The sequence below is a fragment of the Paenibacillus sp. FSL K6-1122 genome (assembly GCF_037977015.1).
Lineage (GTDB): Bacteria > Bacillota > Bacilli > Paenibacillales > Paenibacillaceae > Paenibacillus > Paenibacillus amylolyticus.
In genome coordinates, this window is sequence record NZ_CP150272.1 from 576,806 (window position 1) to 598,051 (window position 21,246).

General features: G+C 50.8%; 20 protein-coding genes. 15 read left to right on the forward strand and 5 right to left on the reverse strand.

All coding sequences use genetic code 11. The features are described from left to right. Position 1 precedes the first annotated feature (1 nt). The 3 genes from NSQ20_RS02670 to NSQ20_RS02680 all read left to right on the forward strand — a co-directional run bounded on the left by NSQ20_RS02670 (position 2) and on the right by NSQ20_RS02680 (position 3,263). Positions 2-430, forward strand: a complete 429-nt coding sequence (locus NSQ20_RS02670; protein ID WP_036672164.1) for a GNAT family N-acetyltransferase — start codon at positions 2-4, stop codon at positions 428-430. Positions 431-748: 318 nt separating this feature from the next. Then, positions 749-1,381: an NAD(P)H-binding protein gene (locus NSQ20_RS02675; protein ID WP_036607440.1), complete on the forward strand. Its 633-nt coding sequence runs from the start codon at positions 749-751 to the stop codon at positions 1,379-1,381. A gap of 202 nt (positions 1,382-1,583) precedes the next feature. Continuing rightward, positions 1,584-3,263 carry an NAD(P)H-hydrate dehydratase gene (locus NSQ20_RS02680; RefSeq protein ID WP_340031759.1) on the forward strand — a complete coding sequence of 560 codons (1,680 nt, stop codon included), beginning with the start codon at positions 1,584-1,586 and terminating at the stop codon, positions 3,261-3,263. A gap of 880 nt (positions 3,264-4,143) precedes the next feature. Here the strand turns inward: NSQ20_RS02680 and NSQ20_RS02685 are convergent. The 4 genes from NSQ20_RS02685 to NSQ20_RS02700 form a co-directional block, all read right to left on the reverse strand. Continuing rightward, on the reverse strand, positions 4,144-5,796 hold the full coding sequence (locus tag NSQ20_RS02685) for a methyl-accepting chemotaxis protein (RefSeq protein WP_036607433.1): 1,653 nt from the start codon (positions 5,794-5,796) through the stop codon (positions 4,144-4,146). Positions 5,797-5,822: 26 nt separating this feature from the next. After that, on the reverse strand, positions 5,823-6,830 hold the full coding sequence (locus tag NSQ20_RS02690) for a BMP family ABC transporter substrate-binding protein (RefSeq protein WP_339196780.1): 1,008 nt from the start codon (positions 6,828-6,830) through the stop codon (positions 5,823-5,825). 368 nt (positions 6,831-7,198) lie between these two features. Further along, complete coding sequence (locus NSQ20_RS02695; RefSeq protein WP_340032983.1) at positions 7,199-8,809, reverse strand: gamma-glutamyltransferase family protein; 1,611 nt, start codon at positions 8,807-8,809, stop codon at positions 7,199-7,201. A 124-nt stretch (positions 8,810-8,933) separates the two neighbouring features. Then, positions 8,934-9,833, reverse strand: a complete 900-nt coding sequence (locus tag NSQ20_RS02700; protein ID WP_036607429.1) for a glucose 1-dehydrogenase — start codon at positions 9,831-9,833, stop codon at positions 8,934-8,936. Between the two features lie 155 nt (positions 9,834-9,988). On the opposite strand from NSQ20_RS02700, the gene fosB reads away from it, so the two are divergent. Continuing rightward, on the forward strand, positions 9,989-10,408 hold the full coding sequence (gene fosB / locus NSQ20_RS02705; RefSeq protein ID WP_036607427.1) for a metallothiol transferase FosB: 420 nt from the start codon (positions 9,989-9,991) through the stop codon (positions 10,406-10,408). Positions 10,409-10,543: 135 nt separating this feature from the next. Next, complete coding sequence (locus NSQ20_RS02710) at positions 10,544-10,747, forward strand: hypothetical protein (RefSeq protein ID WP_338707659.1); 204 nt, start codon at positions 10,544-10,546, stop codon at positions 10,745-10,747. 120 nt (positions 10,748-10,867) lie between these two features. Here the strand turns inward: NSQ20_RS02710 and NSQ20_RS02715 are convergent, their stop codons facing one another. Beyond that, entirely contained in the window at positions 10,868-12,118 is a 1,251-nt protein-coding gene (locus NSQ20_RS02715; RefSeq protein ID WP_340031760.1) for a helix-turn-helix transcriptional regulator, read from the reverse strand. A gap of 184 nt (positions 12,119-12,302) precedes the next feature. Between NSQ20_RS02715 and NSQ20_RS02720 the strand changes: the two genes are divergently transcribed. The 10 genes from NSQ20_RS02720 to NSQ20_RS02765 all read left to right on the forward strand — a co-directional run bounded on the left by NSQ20_RS02720 (position 12,303) and on the right by NSQ20_RS02765 (position 21,233). After that, positions 12,303-12,497, forward strand: a complete 195-nt coding sequence (locus tag NSQ20_RS02720) for a hypothetical protein (RefSeq protein WP_340031761.1) — start codon at positions 12,303-12,305, stop codon at positions 12,495-12,497. 121 nt (positions 12,498-12,618) lie between these two features. Next, the gene (locus tag NSQ20_RS02725; protein WP_340031762.1) at positions 12,619-13,629 is read left to right on the forward strand and encodes a 3-oxoacyl-[acyl-carrier-protein] synthase III C-terminal domain-containing protein; all 1,011 of its coding nucleotides are present in this window, start codon (positions 12,619-12,621) and stop codon (positions 13,627-13,629) included. Next, positions 13,568-14,956 (forward strand): ATP-grasp domain-containing protein, encoded by a 1,389-nt coding sequence (locus NSQ20_RS02730; protein WP_340031763.1) that lies wholly within the window; start codon positions 13,568-13,570, stop codon positions 14,954-14,956. Before NSQ20_RS02725 ends, NSQ20_RS02730 begins: the two co-directional genes overlap by 62 nt. Next, a complete protein-coding gene (lysA, locus tag NSQ20_RS02735) occupies positions 14,957-16,243 on the forward strand; it encodes a diaminopimelate decarboxylase (RefSeq protein WP_340031764.1) in 1,287 nt (428 codons plus the stop codon). An 18-nt stretch (positions 16,244-16,261) separates the two neighbouring features. Further along, complete coding sequence (locus tag NSQ20_RS02740) at positions 16,262-16,522, forward strand: acyl carrier protein (protein ID WP_036672144.1); 261 nt, start codon at positions 16,262-16,264, stop codon at positions 16,520-16,522. Then, on the forward strand, positions 16,522-17,400 hold the full coding sequence (locus tag NSQ20_RS02745) for a hypothetical protein (RefSeq protein ID WP_340031765.1): 879 nt from the start codon (positions 16,522-16,524) through the stop codon (positions 17,398-17,400). The genes NSQ20_RS02740 and NSQ20_RS02745 overlap by 1 nt, the downstream gene beginning before the upstream one ends. Before the next feature lie 20 nt (positions 17,401-17,420). After that, a complete protein-coding gene (locus tag NSQ20_RS02750; RefSeq protein WP_340031766.1) occupies positions 17,421-18,377 on the forward strand; it encodes a 3-oxoacyl-[acyl-carrier-protein] synthase III C-terminal domain-containing protein in 957 nt (318 codons plus the stop codon). Positions 18,378-18,392: 15 nt separating this feature from the next. Then, positions 18,393-19,115 carry a hypothetical protein gene (locus tag NSQ20_RS02755; protein ID WP_340031768.1) on the forward strand — a complete coding sequence of 241 codons (723 nt, stop codon included), beginning with the start codon at positions 18,393-18,395 and terminating at the stop codon, positions 19,113-19,115. Beyond that, the gene (locus tag NSQ20_RS02760; RefSeq protein ID WP_340031769.1) at positions 19,115-20,272 is read left to right on the forward strand and encodes an acyl-CoA dehydrogenase family protein; all 1,158 of its coding nucleotides are present in this window, start codon (positions 19,115-19,117) and stop codon (positions 20,270-20,272) included. The genes NSQ20_RS02755 and NSQ20_RS02760 overlap by 1 nt, the downstream gene beginning before the upstream one ends. Then, positions 20,265-21,233, forward strand: a complete 969-nt coding sequence (locus NSQ20_RS02765; RefSeq protein WP_340031770.1) for a hypothetical protein — start codon at positions 20,265-20,267, stop codon at positions 21,231-21,233. Before NSQ20_RS02760 ends, NSQ20_RS02765 begins: the two co-directional genes overlap by 8 nt. The last annotated feature ends 13 nt before the right edge of the window (positions 21,234-21,246 follow it).

Genomic DNA, 21,246 nt, shown 5'->3' on the forward strand with positions numbered 1-21,246 from the left:
CATGGATCATGTGAATATTGAACACACACCACCCGCAGCATTGGAGTATCTTGCCCTGCGGCAGATCGCGGGTCTTAGTCCAATGAGCAGGGAAGGGGCGGAGATTGGACTACCGAATAGTCTGTTTGCCGTATGTCTGCGTGAAGAGGATATGTTGGTAGGTATGGGGCGAGTGATTGGAGATGGCGGTTGCTTCTTTCAGGTCGTTGACATTGCCGTACACCCGGATGTTCAGGGAATGGGTTATGGAAAGCTGATCATGAGCGAGATTATGAATTATCTGCGTGACGTTGTGCCTGCTCGCGGTTTGGTCAGTCTGCTGGCGGATGTTCCGGCTGATCGTCTGTATGCTCAATTTGGATTTGAATATACCAGCCCAAAATCGGAGGGCATGTGGTGGAGGCAGGGAGAAGAAGGGCCGACTGCCTAGCGGAATGAAAACTGAATTTTGATGCGAGACTACACTTCATATGATTATGAAATCATCTCCGTATAGCCGCATTAGCGGCTTTTTTACATGAACCGTATTGCTTGATGGGGAGGAGAGGGGATGCTTCTGAATGGCGGTGTTTCCTTCGATCACGCAGTGAAGATTGTTTTTCTACATATAAGCTGTAAGAGATAGGTTTACAAGATGTCACATCCGGTTTAAGATGGCGTGAGCCGTTTAAGGTATATAACAATAGGATTAAGTATTAAAATAACGGTAAGTTGATGAAATGATATCTACAGAAAAGAGGGAATTCATATGAAAGTAGCCATTTTTGGAGCAACCGGAGCGATTGGCAAGATGATACTGTGGGAGCTGATGGATCGTGGGCATGAAGTGACAGCGGTGGTGCGTGACCCTTCGAAGGTTGAGATGGTTCATGAGCGTTTGCGTGTAGAACAGGGAGATCTGCTTAACCCGGATCAGGTGGCTGATTTTGCAGCGGGTCAAGAAGTGGTTGTGAGTGCATATGGACCGAAGTTCGGTGGAGAAGAAGAGATGCTGGAAGTGACACGTTCGTTGATCGAGGGTGTGCGCCGGGCAAAAGCAGGGCGTCTGGTTGTAGTTGGTGGAGCGGGAAGTTTGCTAACCGATTCCGGTGATATGCTGATGGATACGCCGGGATTCCCGGAAGAAGTCAAACCACTGGCAAAAGCACATGCAGAAGCATATGACCTGATTGAAGCATCAGGTATTCACTGGACCTACATGAGCCCTGCTGCGACAATCACAACAGGACGTCGTACAGGCCAGTTCCGGGTTGGCATGAACCGTGTGATTACGGATGATATCGGGGAAAGCTCGATTTCCGTTGGCGATTTTGCAGCGGCTTTGGTGGACGAACTGGACGATCCGCAATTTATCCAAGCACGGTTTACGGTAGGTTATTAAGAGTAGACAGGCTTTGGAATGGATGATTTAATCTGAAGGTCTCGTACACGGATCGATAGAGCTTCCAATGATGCATGAAGCGCATCATGGTAACTATATGAGGTAAAGGGAAAGATAGCGATACACATACAGGATACAGCGTTTAGGTGCGATGTTGTTGCTTATAGGTATGAGATGAGCTTGTCACGGGGAGGGATGAACGTTGTTTATCGTAACCGCTGAACAGATGAAAGCTGTGGACGAGTATACCATTCATCAGCTCGGTATTCCGGCAGCAAGTCTAATGGAGAATGCAGGCCGCGCCATAGCCGAGGAAGTCATCAAGCTGTGCCGGGAAGGGCAGGCAGAAGGCCGGCTTGTGGATTCAGGGCAGCTTGGCTATAGCAGCCAGACCGATGCGAGGCGGGCACACACCGGGCCCGGCGATCGGCAAGGTTATGGTGGCGACATCATCGCCGATCCGGCGCTGGTGATGGAGCGCCCGGGAGATCAGCAGTGGTACATGCTGATCGGCAAGGGCAATAATGGCGGCGATGGGCTGGTGGCCGCGCGCCATTTGGTTGAAGCAGGGCTTGGCGTGACATTAGTCTACGCCGATGCCCCTGATGCACTGCGGGGCGAAGCCGCAGTGCAACGGGATGCCGCCGCGAAGCTTGGCATCCCTGCTCTTGTCCACGGGCGCGAAGCCGTGGACTTCAGCCGGTGCACAGGCATCGTGGATGCGCTGCTGGGCACCGGCTCGCGGGGAGCGCCGCGCGGAGCTTACGCGGCGCTGATTGAGGCGGCGAACGACAGCGGCAAGCCGGTCGTGTCCGCCGATGTGCCAAGCGGGCTGGACGCCGACACCGGAGAGGTGTACAAGCCCTGCATTCAAGCCCGGGTGACCGTATGTCTCGCGCTGCTTAAGCGCGGGCTGGTGCAGTACCCGGGTGCTTCTGCTGCGGGGCGCATTGTGGTGCGCGCCATCGGCATTCCCGCGCGACTTGCGCCAGAGCATGGCCCCTCGGTCCGTCTGCTGACGGACGAGGTGCTGCGCGGTGCGCTGCGCGTGGATACAGGCCGCCTACGGGCACCGGACGGCCACAAGGGCACCTACGGCCACGTACTGTTGGCCGCAGGAAGTCTGCCGATGAGCGGCGCTGGCCTGCTCTCGGCCAAGGCCGCGCTGCGCGCAGGCTGCGGGCTCGCCACATGGGCGCTGCCCGCGGCATTGCTGCCGCATGTCATCGGCACCGTGCCCGAGCTCATGCTCGCTGCCGCCGCCGATGGCGAAAGCGGAGAGTGGAACGCGGCTTCCGCCGACGCCGTGCTGCGTCTCGCGGAGAGCCGCGACGTGCTCGCGACCGGCCCCGGCCTCGGCCGCTTCAAGTGCGACACAGACTGGCTGCGCCGTCTGTGGCAACATACGGATCGTCCGCTCGTCATCGACGCGGACGCCCTCAACATGCTGGCAGACGCTGGCCCACATGGGCCTCGCGACTGGGGCCAGCGAAGTGCGGCGACAATTCTGACGCCGCACCCTGGCGAGATGGGCCGACTGCTGGGCATGTCGACCCCAGAGGTGCAGCGTGACCGCATTGGGCACGCTGCAAAATACGCCCGCGAGCAGGGCGTGACCCTTGTGCTCAAAGGAGCACGAACGGTCATCGCAACGCCGTCCGGCGAGGCGTACATCAACACCACCGGGCACGCCGGCATGGCGACTGGCGGTGCCGGAGACGTATTGACCGGCATCATCGCCGGTCTGCTTGCCCAAGGGCTCAGCGCGGAGCAAGCCGCCGCGTTCGGCGTATATCTCCACGGACAGGCCGCTGAACGTGCAGCACTGCTGCGCGGTGACCCATCATCCCTGCTGGCCGGAGACATCATCGACGCACTGTGAGGATAGGGCAGGTGTGGGACTAGCTTATGGTTTTGGGTTACTGTCTATGACTAATCATTTCTAAACTGCAAGTGATCCAACGAACTAGCGCACCAGCGCATTAAAAGTAGATGAGTGCACGATGTCCATTGCTCAGTGCTCACTACCCAATTCCCAGTGCCCTAACGAACCTGATACACCTTATACCACGGTTTACATCGAGGAGCAAAAGCTAACGAACCTCATCCACGTTATTTCTGTGTATTTCAGATAAAACACCTGAAAAACCGGACTAAATTAGTGAATAGAGTGCCTGAGATTCGTTAGGTTTTATAACATGCAATTAATGGCCCAATAAGGTTTGCTCAGTTCGTTAAACGTTTGGATCTGAAATGTTGATGCCTTGTTATCTATATAAGTTGATCTAAAGAATATTTACACTGGACACTCCGGTGACAGAACAACCTTCCGATCGCTGTTATCCCCAGTTTTTTCTTTTATAAATTAGGAAATCCGGGGATAGCATATGCTTCCGAAGCGGCTTTCTTTCAAGAAGCTTTTAGGCGAAGTATATGCTTCTGAGGCAGCTTCTTTCAGACAACTTTTAGCTCCGCTTTTTCAGGTTCTTTCTGTCTTCTCCGTTTCGTGTAAATGTTTAGTTCAATTTATATACTTTCATATCTTTGAAACGAATTAATGGTTGGATGAAACAATGATTAGTACTGAAAAGGGGAGCCCTGTCATGATGCATGACGGAGGCTCCCCTTTATTTGTTTGTATGTTCACGCTACCTAATCCTGGCTCGGCTATAACCTGCCCATAACATGCCTATAATCTGCATCTAACCTGCATCTCAACTACATCTGAACTACGTCCAACCCAAAATTCTCCGGCATCCTGCTTACAGACGGAATCGCAGCAATTCCTGATGCATCTCTGCACTAATATCACGCAATGTCTTCACCTTGATACTTGCATCAGCGAAGGAACGTTGTTGTTCCGACGTGGAGGCGGTAATCTCTTCACTGCTGGCAGCCGACTGCTCGGTGATGGCACTGATATTTTCGATGGCTTGTTGCACCTGTGTACTGAGTTCATTGGAGTGTTGCATGTCCTCAGCAAGCTGATGGATACCCGTACTAATGCGCTCCACACTTTCACGAATAGCAGAGAAGGATTCGCGAGTCTGGCCAGTGGCTTGTTCCTGTTCGCCGAATAACTGCATGCTTTGTGCTACAGAGTTCTTCACCTTGTCCATGGAGGTTGTGATCTCGCCCACAGCCGCATAGATATGTTTGACCGATTGCGCAGATTGTTCGGCGAGTTTGTTCACCTCGCCCGCAACAACAGCGAAGCCACGTCCGGCTTCTCCAGCGCGAGCAGCCTCTATGGAGGCATTTAACGAGAGCATGGTTGTTTGTTTGGCAATCTCTGATACATATGCCGTCATCGTAGTGATTCGAACCGCGCTTTCTTCCAGTTCCCGCACCGTTTGTTCCACCTCGGCCATCGCCATACGATTCACTTCGGCCAAGCGGAGTTGCTCCGCTACAGCCTTATTACCTTCCTCAACGGTAGTTAATACTTCACGACCATCGATTACCGATTGGGAAGTGGCCTCCAGATTGCTATTGAAGGTAGACTGCATTTTGTCCACAACCATCACTGTTTCACTCAGATCCTCGGCAATCTTTTGACTGCCAATTGACAGTTCCTCCGTGGTGCGGGATACTTGCTGCACAATCGCTTGGGCTGTATCATTACCGCGGTCAATATCTTGTGCCATCAGATCGACACGATGACCCGCTTCACCAATCGACTGAATAATGCCGCGGATATTATGAGTCATGGTACCGAAGGAACGACTCAGGTCATCGAGTTCATCTTTGCCCCGAGCTTCCGGTAATTGTCCGGTCAGGTCACCGTCCGCAATTTGTCCAGCGGCGTCTTTGAGTGTTCGAATACGCTTGGCAATCTGACGTGAAGTATACATATTAAACAGCATCACGGCGACGAGCAATACGATAGCTCCTGCCAGAGCGGCTTGCCACGTTTGCTGAATGTCACGTTCCAAATCGACGGTATATTGATCATAACGATCCCGAGTCATCTCATCTAACGAATAGATATCATTCTGTATGCCCCGAACCCGAGTGCTGTAACGTTTCGCTTCCGCACTGTTCATCGCACTCATCGCTTCGGTGGCTCCCTGGTTGAGAGCTTCTAATTTTGTCTCGATGGACTGAATAAGTTGTAACTGCTGATCTGTTTCGAGCAATCCGTCCGTAAGCTCCTGAATCATCGTTTGGCCTTCATCCAGCAAGCGAAGCACGGCGTCCTGGTTTCCTGCTGTCATGGAGAATGAGTAGACATCCAGCGCTTGCTGGGTCTGAATCTGATTGGCGTTCAGTTCACTCACCTTGAGCATGGCTGGTACCAGATTTTGATTTTTGGCATTCATGTTGAGCAATTGCATGATAATATAAGCGACTAGCACAAGGCATAGAAGTAGTGAAATTAGAGCATTAAGTATCAGTTTTCCCTGTAGTTTCATATGCGTACCTCCTCGTATCCGATGGGTTATTGATCAAGCGTAATTTTGATTTGACCGGAAGAGATCTTAGCCTTCAGATCTTCGAAGGTTTGCTGTTGTTCATCACTGAGCGTGATATTATGTAGAGCAGTCAGACCCACGGCGTTCTCCGCCAGCCCCTCCACGATTTCCTTTTGAGGGAAGGTATGATTGTTTTTAACAAACGTGTTAACGGCATTGTAGATAGAGACATCCACATTTTTCAGCATGGACGTAAGAATGGATTTTTCCGCCAAAAAGAATTGATCGGTATCTACACCGATGGCGTATTTCCCTAATTTCTGAATCTCCGTCAGTGCGCCTACGCCTGTGAGACCGGCAGCAACGTAGATCACGTCAGCGCCCTTTTCCTGAATCATCTCTGCAGCCAGTTGTTCACCCAGCTCGGCATTGCCAAAGTCCCCTGCGTAGACGACATCAACGGTTGCATTCGGCTTGACAGCCAGAACACCTTGTTTAAAACCCTGCTCGAAATTACGAAGGACCGGTATCTCTATTCCACCAAGGAAGCCAACATGATCTTCCGTTGAAGCCATAGCGGCAATAACACCTGCCAGATAACTTCCTTCTTCCGCCCGGAATGAAATGGAGGCAATGTTAGGCAGTTCGGACTGACTGTCAATCATGAGGAACTGCTGGTCAGGATATTTGGCTGCAACTTTCTCCATATCCGCTTGGACAGCATCACTCAGGCCGATAACCAGATCGAATTTGGCTTGCGCAAACTCTTCAAATGCAGCTTCGGCATTGTCGCCCGGTTCACGATAGTCAAAGACAATGCTTTTCTCATTTCTGGCCTGAACCAGTCCATCAAAAGCAGCATCATTAAAAGAACGGTCACCCAGACCCACTTCCGTAAGCACGATCCCAACCTTTGTTCTTGTGTCTGTTGCCGTTGTTGTATTGTTGGCTGAACATGCCCCCAGGATCAGTACCGTCAGGATCATCATTATGGTGAGACCTAGACCTGCGCGTCTGTTCTTGTTTGTTTTCATGTGTTGGTACCCTCATTTCTGTAGTCGCATTTTTCTGTTTTGCGTGATTCCTTAGCTCCAGGGAAGTACGTGTGCATGATGACACGTATGGTGAGGATTTCCCTTTATCTATATCGGTCAGAAAGGCACTGTGATTTATGGTATGTAGTGAAAATTTACGAAAAAATAAGTATTTTTCATGAATTACACATTATTTTTACATTTCTCTGGTTAAAAGGGTACATAAATATCTACAGTATGTTGTTTACTGATGTTAGAAGTCGAAAAAAGGCACAACAGAGATGACATGAATCATCTCTGTTGTGCCTTAAAATTTCACCCTATACGGATGATAAGGTGATCATCCTATTATAAAAATGACGCGAGTTTTACCAAGCCGCAATCGAGCCATCCGCTCGGGTTTCCGTACCCCCGCATAATACGCCATTGTCCGGGTTGCGCCAGATGATCTGACCGCGTCCAAACTGGGATGGATCGAGTGCCACTTGAATATCATGTCCTTTGCGGGCGAGTGCCTGAGCGATATGCTGCGGGAAACCCGGTTCCACGAGAATTGTTTTGCCCTTCGTCCACTGCCAGCGCGGAGAATCCAAGGCGGCCTGTGGGTTCAGGTGATAATCGATCGTATTCATAACCACCTGCACATGACCCTGTGGCTGCATGAAACCACCCATGACACCGAATGGCCCAACCGCTTCGCTGCCACGGGTAAGGAACCCCGGAATGATCGTGTGATACGTTCGTTTGCCTGGCTCTAGGGCGTTCGCATGATTAGGGTCCAGTGAGAAGTTGTGTCCACGATTCTGCAAAGCAATCCCTGTTCCCGGAACAACGAGCCCAGACCCGAAGCCCATATAGTTACTCTGGATAAACGAAACCATGTTGCCTTCACCATCAGCCGTAGCCAGATACACCGTTCCACTTGCACGTGGATCACCTGCCTCAGGTGCTCGTGCGGTATCACCAATGAGTTTGCGCCGTTCTTCCGCGTATGCCTCGGACAGGAGTTCCTCCACCGTCACACCCATTTTGCGTTCTTCAGTAATATATTTCTCTCCGTCGGCAAATGCCAGCTTCATAGCTTCAAGTTGCCGATGATATGCCAGAACGGATTCTTTCTCGTCAAAATCATATCCCTTCAGGAGATTAAGCGCCGCGAGAGCAATCAATCCTTGTCCATTCGGCGGAATCTCCCATACATCGTAACCACGATAGGAGACGGAGATGGGATCAACCCACTCCGGCTGAAAAGCCTTCAGATCTTCGTGAGTCAGATAACCACCGTGCTCTGCCATAAAGGAGTGAATGCGCTCTGCCAGTTCTCCTTCGTAAAAGTCTCGCGCTTCGCTCTCGCCAATCTGGCGCAAAGTCGCCGCATGATCCGGCGAGCGCCACATCTCTCCAGCTGCGGGAACACGCCCGCCTGGAGCAAATGTCTCAAACCACGCACGCCCTGCCTCCGCATCACCCTGGCGTGCATAGATCTCGGCTGCCCTTGCCCAGTGGCGGGCCAGCCCAGGCGCAAGCGGATAACCTTCCTCCGCATAGCGGATGGCCGGTTCCAGCGCTTCCGCCAGCGTGAGCCGCCCAAAACGGCGGCTCAGCTCAGCCCAACCCGCCGGTGCGCCAGGCACCGTCACCGGAACAACCCCAAGCTTCGGCATCTCCGTATGGCCTGCCGCTTGAAGCGCCTCAATGGATATGCCCTGAGGCGCAGGGCCGCTGGCATTCAGGCCATGCAGTTTGCCCTCGGTCCAGACGAGGGCAAAAGCATCGCCTCCAATGCCATTGGACGTTGGCTCCAGCACCGTGAGTGCTGCCGCAGTTGCAATGGCGGCATCGATGGCATTGCCGCCTTTTTTCAATACATCCAGACCAGCTTGTGCAGCCAGTGGCTGTGACGTGGCGACCATGCCTTGTTTCGCATACACAGGCACGCGGTAAGAGGGATACGGTTGGTAGAGTGGATCGAAGTTCATCAGGTTGTTCAGCTCCTTGTCGCTAGATGTCAGGCTCCGGCATAACCGGATCATACTCCTAACCCTCTTCGCAACTGGACAACCGATATCCTGCCACACCTGCCAAATCCAACCTGACATCAGCCTATGTCGTTACCATATCGCCGCCATTTACATGAATGCATTCACCTGTGACGTAGGATGAATCGCGGGAAGCGAGATAAACGTAGGCTGCCGCCAGTTCGTAAGGCTGACCAGCTCGACCCATGGGTGTATCTGTTCCAAATACCTGTACATCCTCAGCGGAGAAACTGGCAGGGATGAGCGGTGTCCAGATGGGTCCCGGGGCGACGGAATTCACACGGATTCCCTGTGCAGCGAGCGATTGGGCGAGTACACGAGTCAGCGATACGACGGCTCCTTTGGTAGAAGAGTAGTCGATCAGTTGAGTGTTACCTTTATATGCTGTAATGGAAGCCGTATTGATAATGGAGGCACCTCTGCACAGATGGGGGAGAGCGGCCTGAATCAGAAAGAAATAAGCGAACACATTGGTCTGAAAGGTGTGATACAGCTGTTCTTCTGTAATATCAACGATGCTTGGCTGCACATACTGTACGCCATGATTGTTGACCAGAATATCGATCTTCCCGTAGGTTTCCATGGTTGTGCGAATGACGGCTTCACAGTTTTTCTTTAAGCGGAGATCAATCTCGATTAAGAGACAGCGCTGTCCCAGTTCTTCGATCCGTTCACGAGTCCTTTCGGCATCTGTCCGTTCATATAGATAAGCAATGACGATATCCGCACCTTCCTTGGCAAAAGCGATGGCGGCCGCCCGGCCGATTCCACTGTCACCACCCGTAATAATGGCAACTTTACCTTGGAGTTTGCAGCTACCGATATAGGCAGGATCTTCACTGATCGGTTCAGGCACCATCAGGGTTTCCAGACCAGGTTGCTGGTCCTGATGCTGGGGTGGAAACGCCAGCTTTTGCTCCTTGCATACCGTTTTCTCACCATAAAAAGGATAGACAGGATTCATTCGCTTTACATCCTCCTCGAACGTTCATTGATACGGATAACCTATGCATTCGCCCAGAAGAAGGTGCGGGGGGAAACAGCAGAGCGGTTGTTTTTTGCACAGAATATACCATAATAAGGATAGATCCTTAAATCGATGGAGGTGTCAGGAGCCACATGAATATTCAAGGAATTAATCATTTGTGTTTTTCCGTATCCAATCTGGAGCGGGCTATTACCTTTTATGAGCAGGCTCTCGGTGCCCAAATTCAGGTGAAAGGACGCAAACTGGCGTATTTTGAGCTTGCCGGTCTGTGGATTGCCCTGAATCAGGAGGATGTTATTCGCAACTATACGGAACGAACCTATACCCATATTGCATTTACCGTTACAGAAGAGGAGTTCGACGCGTCTGTGCAGCAGCTGCGAGCAGCGGGGGCAGACATTCTTCCCGGAAGGCCAAGAGATCCGCGGGATGCATTATCTGTTTATTTTACCGATCCGGATGGTCATTTGTTTGAACTGCATACAGGTACGATGAAGCAAAGGCTGGATTATTATCGCGAAGACAAAGATCATATGACCTTTTATACGTGAGTTTCATGTGCAAGTAGAGGTAAATGGTAATTAACGTATTTAAAGTCATTGCAATTATCCGTAAAATACGTCTTAGGTTGCCAGGAATCGATGGTGGACTATGCTACCCGATTATAGACATGAGGAGAGATGAGCATGGAGAGTAAAGGAAGCAAATTCGTTACAATGGCAAGTGAACTCTGCATGGTTACCATCATGCTTCTACCTTTTATTGCAGGACAGCTTCATGTTTCGGGAGCACATGCAGGATCGGCTAAGTTTAGTGGTCAGCAGGGACAAAAGCATGCCGTATCTACGGAAACGCTGCTGGAGCTGAATGATCCTGTACCTGTTCGATGAGATTGATCCTGTGCCCTTTCACCGTGGATTCCCGGAAGTGGGGTCCCTGTTCAGAGACCCTAAAATCCATCTGTTCATTTCCCTATGTCCTCAGTTGTTAGATGAAGAAGGTATCCGCTTTTATTTGATAAATGACTTATAATCTTCGTAGTTCATTTTACGCTCTTGCAGGCTTAGCAGGAGGAGTTGATGACTGATGTCAGCCTCGCGATTTGCAGAGATGCGTTTAAGCAGATCGTGACTCATTCTTAAAAAGTAATAACCTTCATTGCTGTTGTTTTTCTCATGAAATACAATACCCAGCAAGCGATACAGTTTTGCACGAAGCATCCCTTCATCTTGCTTATCCAGCAGTTGGAGGGCTTCTTTGATGATGGCCTCTGCCTGTTCTGGCTCACGCTGTTCCAAATAAACTTTACTGATTTCCTCTAATATGGAAGCCTTCTTGTGGGGAAGATTGCGTTTATCGTAAATTCGTGCGCATTCATCCAGCAAGGGGAGGGCTTCTTTTTTTTGCCCCATATGAAGCTGGATCACGGCGAGGTTGTGAAGTGCCAGAACGTAGGATTCGCTGCTCGCCTGTTTATAGGCCTGTACGGATCTCTTGGTCCAGTCATAACTTAACAGCATGTGTCCGTCCTGTTCGGACATATAATAGGCTTTGCCCAAACCCAGCGTAATCTCGCCATACAGTTCCGGTTGTCCGGCCATCTGGGCTTCCTTCTCCGCTTTGAGATAGTAGTTTAACCCCTCATTCACATTGCCTAGTCTTAAATGAGTTGTGCCAAGAAAGGTCAGCGATTGGATGTGTTCTTCCTGTAGATGTTTGAGTCTGCTGCTGTACGTATACGCCTGTTCATAATGTTTCCGGGCAGCATGAAACAGCTCTGCATGAAAAGCCGCTCTCCCCATTTCCAGATAATATTCAACAATACGTTCCCTGTCCCCCGTTCGAATGACCGTAAATGCTGCGTTTTCCCCTTCATCCAAGGCTTGTCGATAATCCCCAAGTCTGTTGTGACTTCGCAAAATGAGCAGGTAGGCTTCAGACTGATCCGATGTATCCTCCGTCAGTGTCAGCACTTTACGAGCTATGCGGATGCAGGCAGAATCATTCTGCTCGGCGTAACAGGCTTTGGCCTTTTCCAACACAGCCTCACCAATATCCGAATCTGTCGATACACTTCCTCCCAAAAAAAACTCCATGGGTGTATTGAGCCTTCTGGCAATAATTTTCAAAATACGCTGCGAGGGAACGGCCCTGCCTTTTTCGATAAGGCTGATGTAAGAACGCGTCATATCCTCACCTGCCAGTTGCTTCTGAGACAGTCCAAGCTGCTCCCGGATTTGCCGGATTTTGGGTCCGAGCATGATCGTTCACCGTCCCTTGAATATAGTTTGATTGGAATGGAGATGTGATTGGTATGTTGGGTCCATCGAACGTGCAGAAGCAGGGGTAAGGAGAGTGAGAGGTTCATTTACCTCCATTTACAGTTTAAATCCAATTTGGGAGATTATAGAATCAGAGTATCCAAGATGAAAGGAGGAGATATGAATGGTCATTAAAGCGACTCCCATTACACTGGAGCAACTGAAGCGCAAAGAAGTTGAAGCAGCACAATTGGAAACGAGTGGACTGGGCGAGGCACGTGAAGTCAGTGCACGCGCGGTATCCGCTCGCGCAGTTGAAGCACGTGCTGTTTCGGCTCGTGCTGTAGCAGCTCGTGCAGCAGCGGCGGCTCGTGCCTGATTTTTCCTACTTACTTATTGCATTACGCTAGATTCATAGATGGGAGCTTCTGCGGAAGCTCTTTATCTCCCTATATTTCAGTGAGATTCGTACGTTAGTGATAACGAGGTGTCTGAAGCCGATGCATATCAAGCAAATATGGTCTTACATTCCGGAGCACATTGTGCCGATCAGGGAACTGAACGAGGTGCTGGGACTCAATAATGCCCAGACGAAGGTACTGGAAAAAATTCATGGTTTGAAACAGGTTCGGCAAGACAGGGATGGAGATCTGGCTTCGTTGCTTGGGCGCGTATTAACCCAGGTGGTAAATAACCCGGAGATCGCTCCCAACTCGATTAAGTATATCATTTATTGCCACACAATTCAGGAAAATTTCCCCTTTCCTATGAAAGTTTTGCAAGTCCTGAAACGGGCTTACGGGTTGCAGCATGCCATCGCGTTTTCGCTTACGCAGCAGAACTGTGCATCGGGCTTAATTGCCCTGAATGTTGCCGAGACATTGCTGCCTTCATTGGAAGCGGATGATCATATTTTAATTTTGACAGGTGAAAAAACCTTTAGTCCCGTTGTGCAATTGATCCCCAATACCACCGTGATGGGAGAGGCATCAGCCGCCGTGCTGGTGGGTAACAAGGGCAACGGAAGTCGTGTCGTCGGACTCACGAGTGTTACCCTGGGCCAATTCTGTAATGTACTAACGGGAACCCCGCAGATTCTAAGGGAGTTTCAGGAAATCTACACGCCTCGGTTATGTGAAGCCATTGTTGCAGCCGTGGAGCAGGCGGGTCTGACGCTGCAGGATATTCGATACATCGTCCCACACAATGTGAATCTATCCTCGTGGAAGAAGGTGGCTATCCGTTTATCCTATCCCCTTGAACGCATATATACGTCCAACGTACAGGAGATCGGACATTGTTTTTGTTCGGACCCATTTATTAATCTGCAAGCCATTCTAGAGCAGAAGTTGTTGCAACCAGAGGAGTATTATCTGCTTGTTACAGTCGGACTTGGGGTTACATTCAGCGTAGCAGTGATGCAGTATGCAGGAATAGGAGGGGATGGCCTTGACCACCGTATTGACGGATTTTTCGAGCAAGCTCAAGTGGGCGTTAACGGGCCAGCATGACGTTTCTTTTGTGTATCTTAACAATTTTGAGGTAGAGGAGTACTGGAGTGAAACGGGCATTCTCAAGCTGCCCTCATTAAGCATAGGCTCGGCTGCGGATGTCGTTAATCGGATGGAGGAACTGGGTGTTTTCCTCGCCGGAGAGAACGATATTATCCTGCTCAAGGGGCCGCCGAATCAGGGATTCATGGCAGATGCACAGGCGCTTGGGTTTGGTCGCTCCCGATGCATAACGGTGGAGCACAATGATCCGGCACTGAACATTACCGCGAATCTTCTGAATTGTCCAAGGACAATGGACAAGCTGCGAGAGCTGTCAAAGGTTGCTGGAACGAATGTTTATCTGGTTCCCTTTGGAACCTCGGATCAGGAAGAGGAATTCTCCCGACGGACCGGCATTCAGCTGGCTGTTCCATCTTCAGATATCTTCCGCAAGGTGAATGACAAGGGGTATTCCCGCCGTCTCAACGCGGAGCTGGGCATTCGCCAGATTCCAGGTGTTGAGTGCACGTCTTTGGATGAACTGGTGTCTGGTTTCGATCAGCTAAAGGCCGTTCTAGAGCAGGGTGGACGCCTTGTGCTGAAGGATTCCATGGGTGTATCAGGCAAGGGAATTACCGTCATCACCGATGAAGCCAGGTTTCACAAATGCATGAGTATGCTGGAGAAACAGGCAAGCAAAAAGGGAATACGGCAAATCAACTACGTGCTTGAGCAATGGATTGATAAAATCTGTGACCTGAATTACCAGATTCTCATCGATCGCTCCGGCGGAGTTGAATTTCTTGGCGTCAAGGAATCGTTGGTAGAGCAAGGCGTGCATCAGGGGCATCTCATGCCTTCGCGGCTCAACGATGTTCAACTTGAGGTTATTCGTGAAGCGGCCATGCGAATTGGAGTAGCTCTGTATCGAGATGGATACTACGGCATTGCCGGCATGGACGCCATTCTGGACGAGGACGGTACAATCTGGCCCAATCTTGAGATTAATGCCAGGTTTAATATGTCTACCTATCAGACCAACATTCAGCATCAATGGCTGCCCGAAGATCAATGTGGATTGGCGAAAAAATATACGCTCCGGCTCAATCACCTGCTGGAATACGGAGTACTTCGTTCCCGGTTGGGTACGTTGATGTTCGAACCGGAACGCGGCGAAGGATTATTGATTAATAATTTTGCCACAGTCAATGCGGCATTCAGAAGTGAGGGGACCTTGTTCTCCGGACGTCTGTATGGCGTGATTATTGCGTCCTCCCCTGAACGGCTGGGAGTGATCGACGAAGCAATAGAAGCCGTCCTATCTTCCATTAACGAGGTGATGTGAGTGTCTAAGGAATATCAGATTCAGCATTTGCCTGTTTCGGACATCGCCGAGAGATTCGGGACCCCGCTGTATGTATATGACGGGGATGTGTTGCAGCAGGTGTATCAGGAGCTTAGAGGATTGCTTACGCCTCAAGTGGAGCTGTTCTATTCATTGAAGGCCAATCCCAATATTTCGATCGTACACATGCTCCGGGAGATGGGAGCACAGGCAGAGGTATGTTCCCTGGCCGAATTGCATACGGCTGTACAGGCTGGAGTAGCAGCAGAAAGCATTATTTTCCTTGGACCGGGAAAAAGCGATGACGAGATTACGGCATGCATACGTCTGGGCATATATGCGATCGTGTGTGAATCGTTTCAGGAGCTGGAGCGCATAGAGATCATCGCTGCAAGTGAGGGGCGAATCGTGCCAGTGGCGCTGCGAGTGAATCCATCTTTTTCTGTCAAAGGCTCCAGGCTGACCATGGGTGGCAAACCACGTCAGTTTGGTATGGATGAACAAAGTGTGCTCCAGGGAAAAGAGCAGTTCGAGAGCTTCTCCCATGTGGAGATCATGGGACTTCACGTGTACATGGGAACCCGCATGTTGGATGTAGAGCCGATCGTTCAGAATACCCGTCATATTCTGGAATTAGCTGATCGAATCGAGAACGAGCTGGATATCACGCTGCGTATGGTCGATGTAGGCGGGGGATTGGGCGTGCCCTACCATGAAGGTGAGCAGTTCCTATCCATAGCCGCACTGACAGAACAGTTGAATCCAATGTTCGAATCGTTTCGGCATAGTCATGCCAACACCCGGCTGTTCATGGAGCTTGGGCGATATCTGGTAGGCACCTGCGGTATGTTGGTCAGTCGAGCCCTATACGTCAAGCAATCGTATGGAGAGCACTTCGTCGTAACCGATGGTGGAACGAACTGCCATATGGCAGCGGTGGGCACAGGTTCTTACGTGAAGCGTAATTTTCCGATTGCCTCCCTGACGCGTTATGGTGAGTCCCCTGTAGCCGAATACAATATTACGGGTCCCTTATGTACGCCGAATGATGTTGTTGGGAAACGGGTATTGCTTCCTCCTGTTGAACGGGGCGATCTAATCGGTGTTTTTCATTCGGGAGCCTACGGACCAACGGCTTCTCCCACACACTTTTTGAGTCATGGAAGTCCGGCGGAAGTGCTGATTGTCGCTGGGGAGGCTCACTTGATCCGTGAGCGAGATACTCCGCAGGATCTACTGTCCAAGCAACGCTTGATTCAAATATCCCATACGGCAATAACCAATTGATGAGGAGAGATGATGATCATGACAACTGCAGTATTGCTTGAAGAGATCAAAGGTGCCCTTGCTGAAGTGTTGAATACGGAAGCCAGGGAGGATATTCAATTAAGCACATCTTTATTTGACGAACTCTATCTGGATTCGACCTCTGTTCTGGAACTGCTGATGACGCTGGAAGACCGGATTGAAGGTCTGGAGATTGACCCGGATGATCTGGAGCCCGATGTATTTGATACGGTAGGCTCCCTGGCTGCTTATATTGAGAAGCAGCTCATTGCGGCCTGATGGCTTCGCCTGTTGCCATACGGGAGATGGGAGTCAGGTTGTTCTCGGAGAAGAAGCCTCCGTTCGAACATCCGGAACTGCTGCGATTTCATCAGGATATGCTTGCAGGTACTCCGATCAAGTACGACGTTCAGCTTTTGCAGGGGCGTAACAACAATGCCTATCACGAGATGAGTGTGGAACTGCTGGAGGAAACGGGACTTGATCGGGTTATGCAGGATGTGGATGTGCTACTGCTGGCATACAATTTTCCGAATACCCGCCCAGATATATCAATTGTGAATTATTTGATGGATCGTTATCAGGCTCGCTTTATCAGTTTTGCTGTAAATGATCTTGGTTTTGGTGCTCCTTTTGCGGCGCTCCACATGCTTCAGCACTATCTGGGTAGAGAAGGTTACATGAAAGGCATGCTTCTGGTTATGGACCAGACGGCTCTCCCCTATGAAACGATGGAACTTGTTTCACCGCCTGGACCGGACACGGCTGCAGCAATATACCTTGATCGGATGACAGGCGTAGGACCTTCCCTGCTTGGGGTAGAGATGCGACATGCCGAGAATTCCATAGCCGATACTGCGGAGATGGTACTGGATCGATTATGTGCCCAGTCATCCATTCACCGGAATCAGATTAACCTGCTTATCCATCCTGATCTGGAGCAGCAGTGCAATCAGGCTGTCTGGTACAGCGAATGTGGATCGAAGAGCAATTATGATCCATCGCGCTGGAGTGCAGCGCCATTCTTCGCATTACAGGAGTTACTGGAAGAGAAGGACGGGGGCGAGTACATATGTCTTATGCATCTGGAGCAGACGGATTCGTTTGTTCACGCCTTGCTGATCCGAACTTGTGAATGGATTATGAATGGACACTAATCGCAGAAGGAGGGAGAACATTGGGGTTCGGTATTGTGGATATTGGCGTCTATTTGCCTGAACAGATTCAGCAACCGGAAGAGGTGCTGGCTGCCCTGGAGCTTGGGAAAGGCGAGCTTCAGTTTCTGCGCAAGTACCACCGCCTGGAAGGTGTGCCTGTAACGGAACCGGGCCAGATGCTTGACGATACGATCGCACAGGCTGTGGAACGACTCCAGACCAGACCTGCCCTTTCCGGAATCGACCTTGTTCTCTATGTCCATTCCTTCCAGGTGCAGACACCGAGCGATTACAGGCTTGTGCAGCGTGTCCTCCAGCGCTTCGGGCTGGAACATGTACCGTTCTATGGCATATCCCAAATGAACTGTGCATCGTCGATAGCCGCTCTTCAATGGCTTGAGCGAATCTCGCAAACGCAGCCTCACATTCGGAATGTGTTGTTGATCTGTGCGGATCAATTCAATTTTTTGCCTCCCGAATGGCGCTATCTGCGCAAATCGGCCATTCTGGGTGATTCTGCCGTAGCTGTTCTATTGAGCAGAGAGAGCTGTCAGCATGTCGTTCAGGCGGCGCATGTGCTGCGAGATACCCGGTTCCATACTGGTTATCATGCAACCGCCGATGAGATCTCGGCATTTAACCGATTGTATGTGGACCATATCATTCAAGGGATGGAAGAGCTGCTGTCAACGCAAGGCCTGAGTTTCGAAGATGTGGATCATATTTTTCCCCATAATGTGAACTGGACTACCTGGAAGGAATTCTCGCGACGTACGGGAGTTGGACTTGAACGAATATATCTGGATAACATTCAGCGAATCGGACATACCTTTTCCACAGACCCGTTCATTAACCTGAGTTCGGGATTGGAGCAGAACTGGGTGTGCAGGAAGGGGCGCTCCATCATGGTCAGTATCGGGCTCGGCAGTTTTTTTGGTTTTGCACTGGTGGAGCATGGAGGATGCGAAGAAGAATGAACAGGAGGAATGACAATGCACGTTATTGAATTCCAGGGCCCAGATGCTAAGCCCGTCGGATCAAAGGCAGCAGGCAACCCCATTGCTCCGATATCGGAAATGTTGGAGGCAAAAACCTTGCTGGTGAACAATCGTCCAGTGCTTTTGGCAACAGGTCCATACGTGCTCGCGACCGCTCATCTCATTGAACAAGATGCTTTACTTTGGCATGAAGAATCAGCTGGGCTGTATCGTTGGAACCAACTACATGCCGTTCATGTACAGGATCGGATGCTGGAGCCCTCCGGACTACTGTTATACCGGGTACAGCCGAATGAGGGTGAGAAGGCTGAGATATCAGGCGAGAAAGTGACCTCGAATGAGCTGAGAACACGCCTGCTTGAGTTCCGCGTAGAGCTGTGCAAGGCTGGATTGGAGCAGGTTCGCAAGCATTTGTCGGTGCGAATATCGGGCGGGCAATCCACGTTTCAGCACCAGCTCGTGAAAGGCATGGTCGCTGACATCCTGACAACGCTCTACATGGCGGAAACGTTGCCTGAAGACCGCTTCCTCTCGGAAAATCAAGGTCTTCCATCGGTCCGGGTCCATGCGTGGATACATCAGGAATTGGACGAAGCTTTCAGACAGATTCAACGTCTTGGCGGCGGTTTCGGTTTTTTGAGGCATGGCGTATCGGCATATACATATGCAGGCCAACTGGTGAAAAACATGCTGTTGTTAGCTAAGGAGGAATATTGATGATTACTCCATCAACGATTGCGATTTTCGAGCAAGTGATGAAGCAGTATGCTGCGGAGCTTCGTCAGATCGGCCTGATCATCGACAGGGAGCCAGACCGGCTCACCGAGTTTTTGCACACGTCTGCCCTGCAGGCCATCAATCATATGATGATTCCCCCGGAGTATGGCGGTCAGCCGATTGTAACCATAGGTCAGGATCGATATTATGGACTCTCTTCGCTGGAAAGAGTCATTACGATCGAGCAGTTGTCCGCAGGAGATGCGGGCGTTTTTCTGGGAGGACCTGGTCCTTCCATGTCCAGCATCGTCATGATTGACTTGGGCGATGAGGAACAGAAGGAGCGATTTTATAGCCACTTTCTGAAAGGTCCGGCCTGGGCTGTTTTTGCCTTGTCAGAGCCGGAGAAGGGTTCAGATGCAACCGAGATCAGCACGCGGATTACGCGACATCCGGATGGGGGAATGGAGCTAACCGGACATAAATTCTACATTGGGAACGGACACCGGGCGAGTATTGGACTGGTATTCGCTCAGACCAATCGTACGCCTCTGGGCATTCAGGTGGCTATAGTTGATCCTTCTCTGCCGGGTTTCACAGCAACGCCGCTGGACACGATGGGGCTTCGCGGTCTGCAACTCAGCCATCTGCAATTCGAGGCTTTCCCACTGGAAGAGAAAGATATTCTGGGTCGTCATTTAAGCCCAACCAAGCGTGGACTGTGGGGAGCACTGCGTACATTCCACCGGATGCGCCCTAGTGTGGCGGCATTGGCGCTTGGTGTTGCACAGGCTGCTTATGATTATGTTGTGGAGCACAGAACGATCTTCACAGAACGTGAAAAGACAGAATTGGAGCGATTGGAGATGCGTCTGCACGCGCTGCGCAGCATGATTCGGAATGCAGCAGCAGAGATTGACCATGATGCGAATAAGGGTTATCTGGCTTCCCTCAGTAAAATACGGGCTGCATCAGTTGCCGAGGAAGCGACGGAATGGGCACTGGAGATGATGGGGCCAGGTTCCATGCTGGAGCATCCTCTGTTGAACAAATGGTATCGCGATGCAAGGGCCTTTGAGTTCATGGAAGGCACAACGTCCATTCAGAAGATTAGCGTTTTTCAGGCGTATGCCAACGGGAAGATGCAGCATGTCTGATTCACTTCATGGTGATATTGGCGCACCAATCTATGTGGATCATATTTGCTGGCTTACTGCGGAGGATCATCTGTACACGCTGGATTGGCCAACACCGGATGATTATGTTTACGTATCGCCGCACATATACATGGAGGATCACTATTATGGTCGCGTGGGAACGCTGACTCGCTCCCTTATGGCAGACGGGAGACGGGTGACAGCGGGTGATCTTGCGCTTATGGTGCTGGAGCAGTTGTCCACAAAGCCGCATTGGAATTGGTTGATCCTTGCCCAGACTTGTCCCGAACGACATGCATTGAATGCTCCACTTGCCCGAATGCTTGAAACGGCTCCGTGGCGAGTTAATCATCCACTTGGTATTACCCATATGGGTGCGCTCGCAGGCACCGAGGCCATTCAGGTTGCTCTTTGGAGCATGCTTCCTAACGAACGGACTGCGATTGTTCTGGTGGAGCAGCGAATTCTCCATGACGATGGACAGATTGGATATGGTCAACCATCTGAACCTAAGGGTGATTTGGGCGACATGGCGGTGGCGCTTGAGGTAGGCCTTGGTCAAGGAGCGTTGCAGATACACTATGCGGGAAAACGGATCATTAGATCGGATAAAGCCACGGCTTTTGCATCCGAGGCACTCGGCATGATCCACGAATGGATGGACAGCCATGCAGCCGAACATGTCATTCTTCAGTCGAGACTGGGATTACGTCTCAATGGCAGTTCTGTTCTGCATATTTCCTCTTCCAAGACCATCTGCGTACCACGAACCGATTATCAGAGCGGTGATGTATGGATACAGCTGGCAGATAAGCTAGAGCGGGGGATCATCAGGCCGGATGATCGAGTCATGCTGGTCTCGTGGGATGACGATCGGATGATATCGGCTTGTTGCGTGCATGTGATACGTCTGCCGATCCTCAGCAGGCTTACAATGAATCAAGAAATCAGAACTTCATGAATTGTGGAGGTGA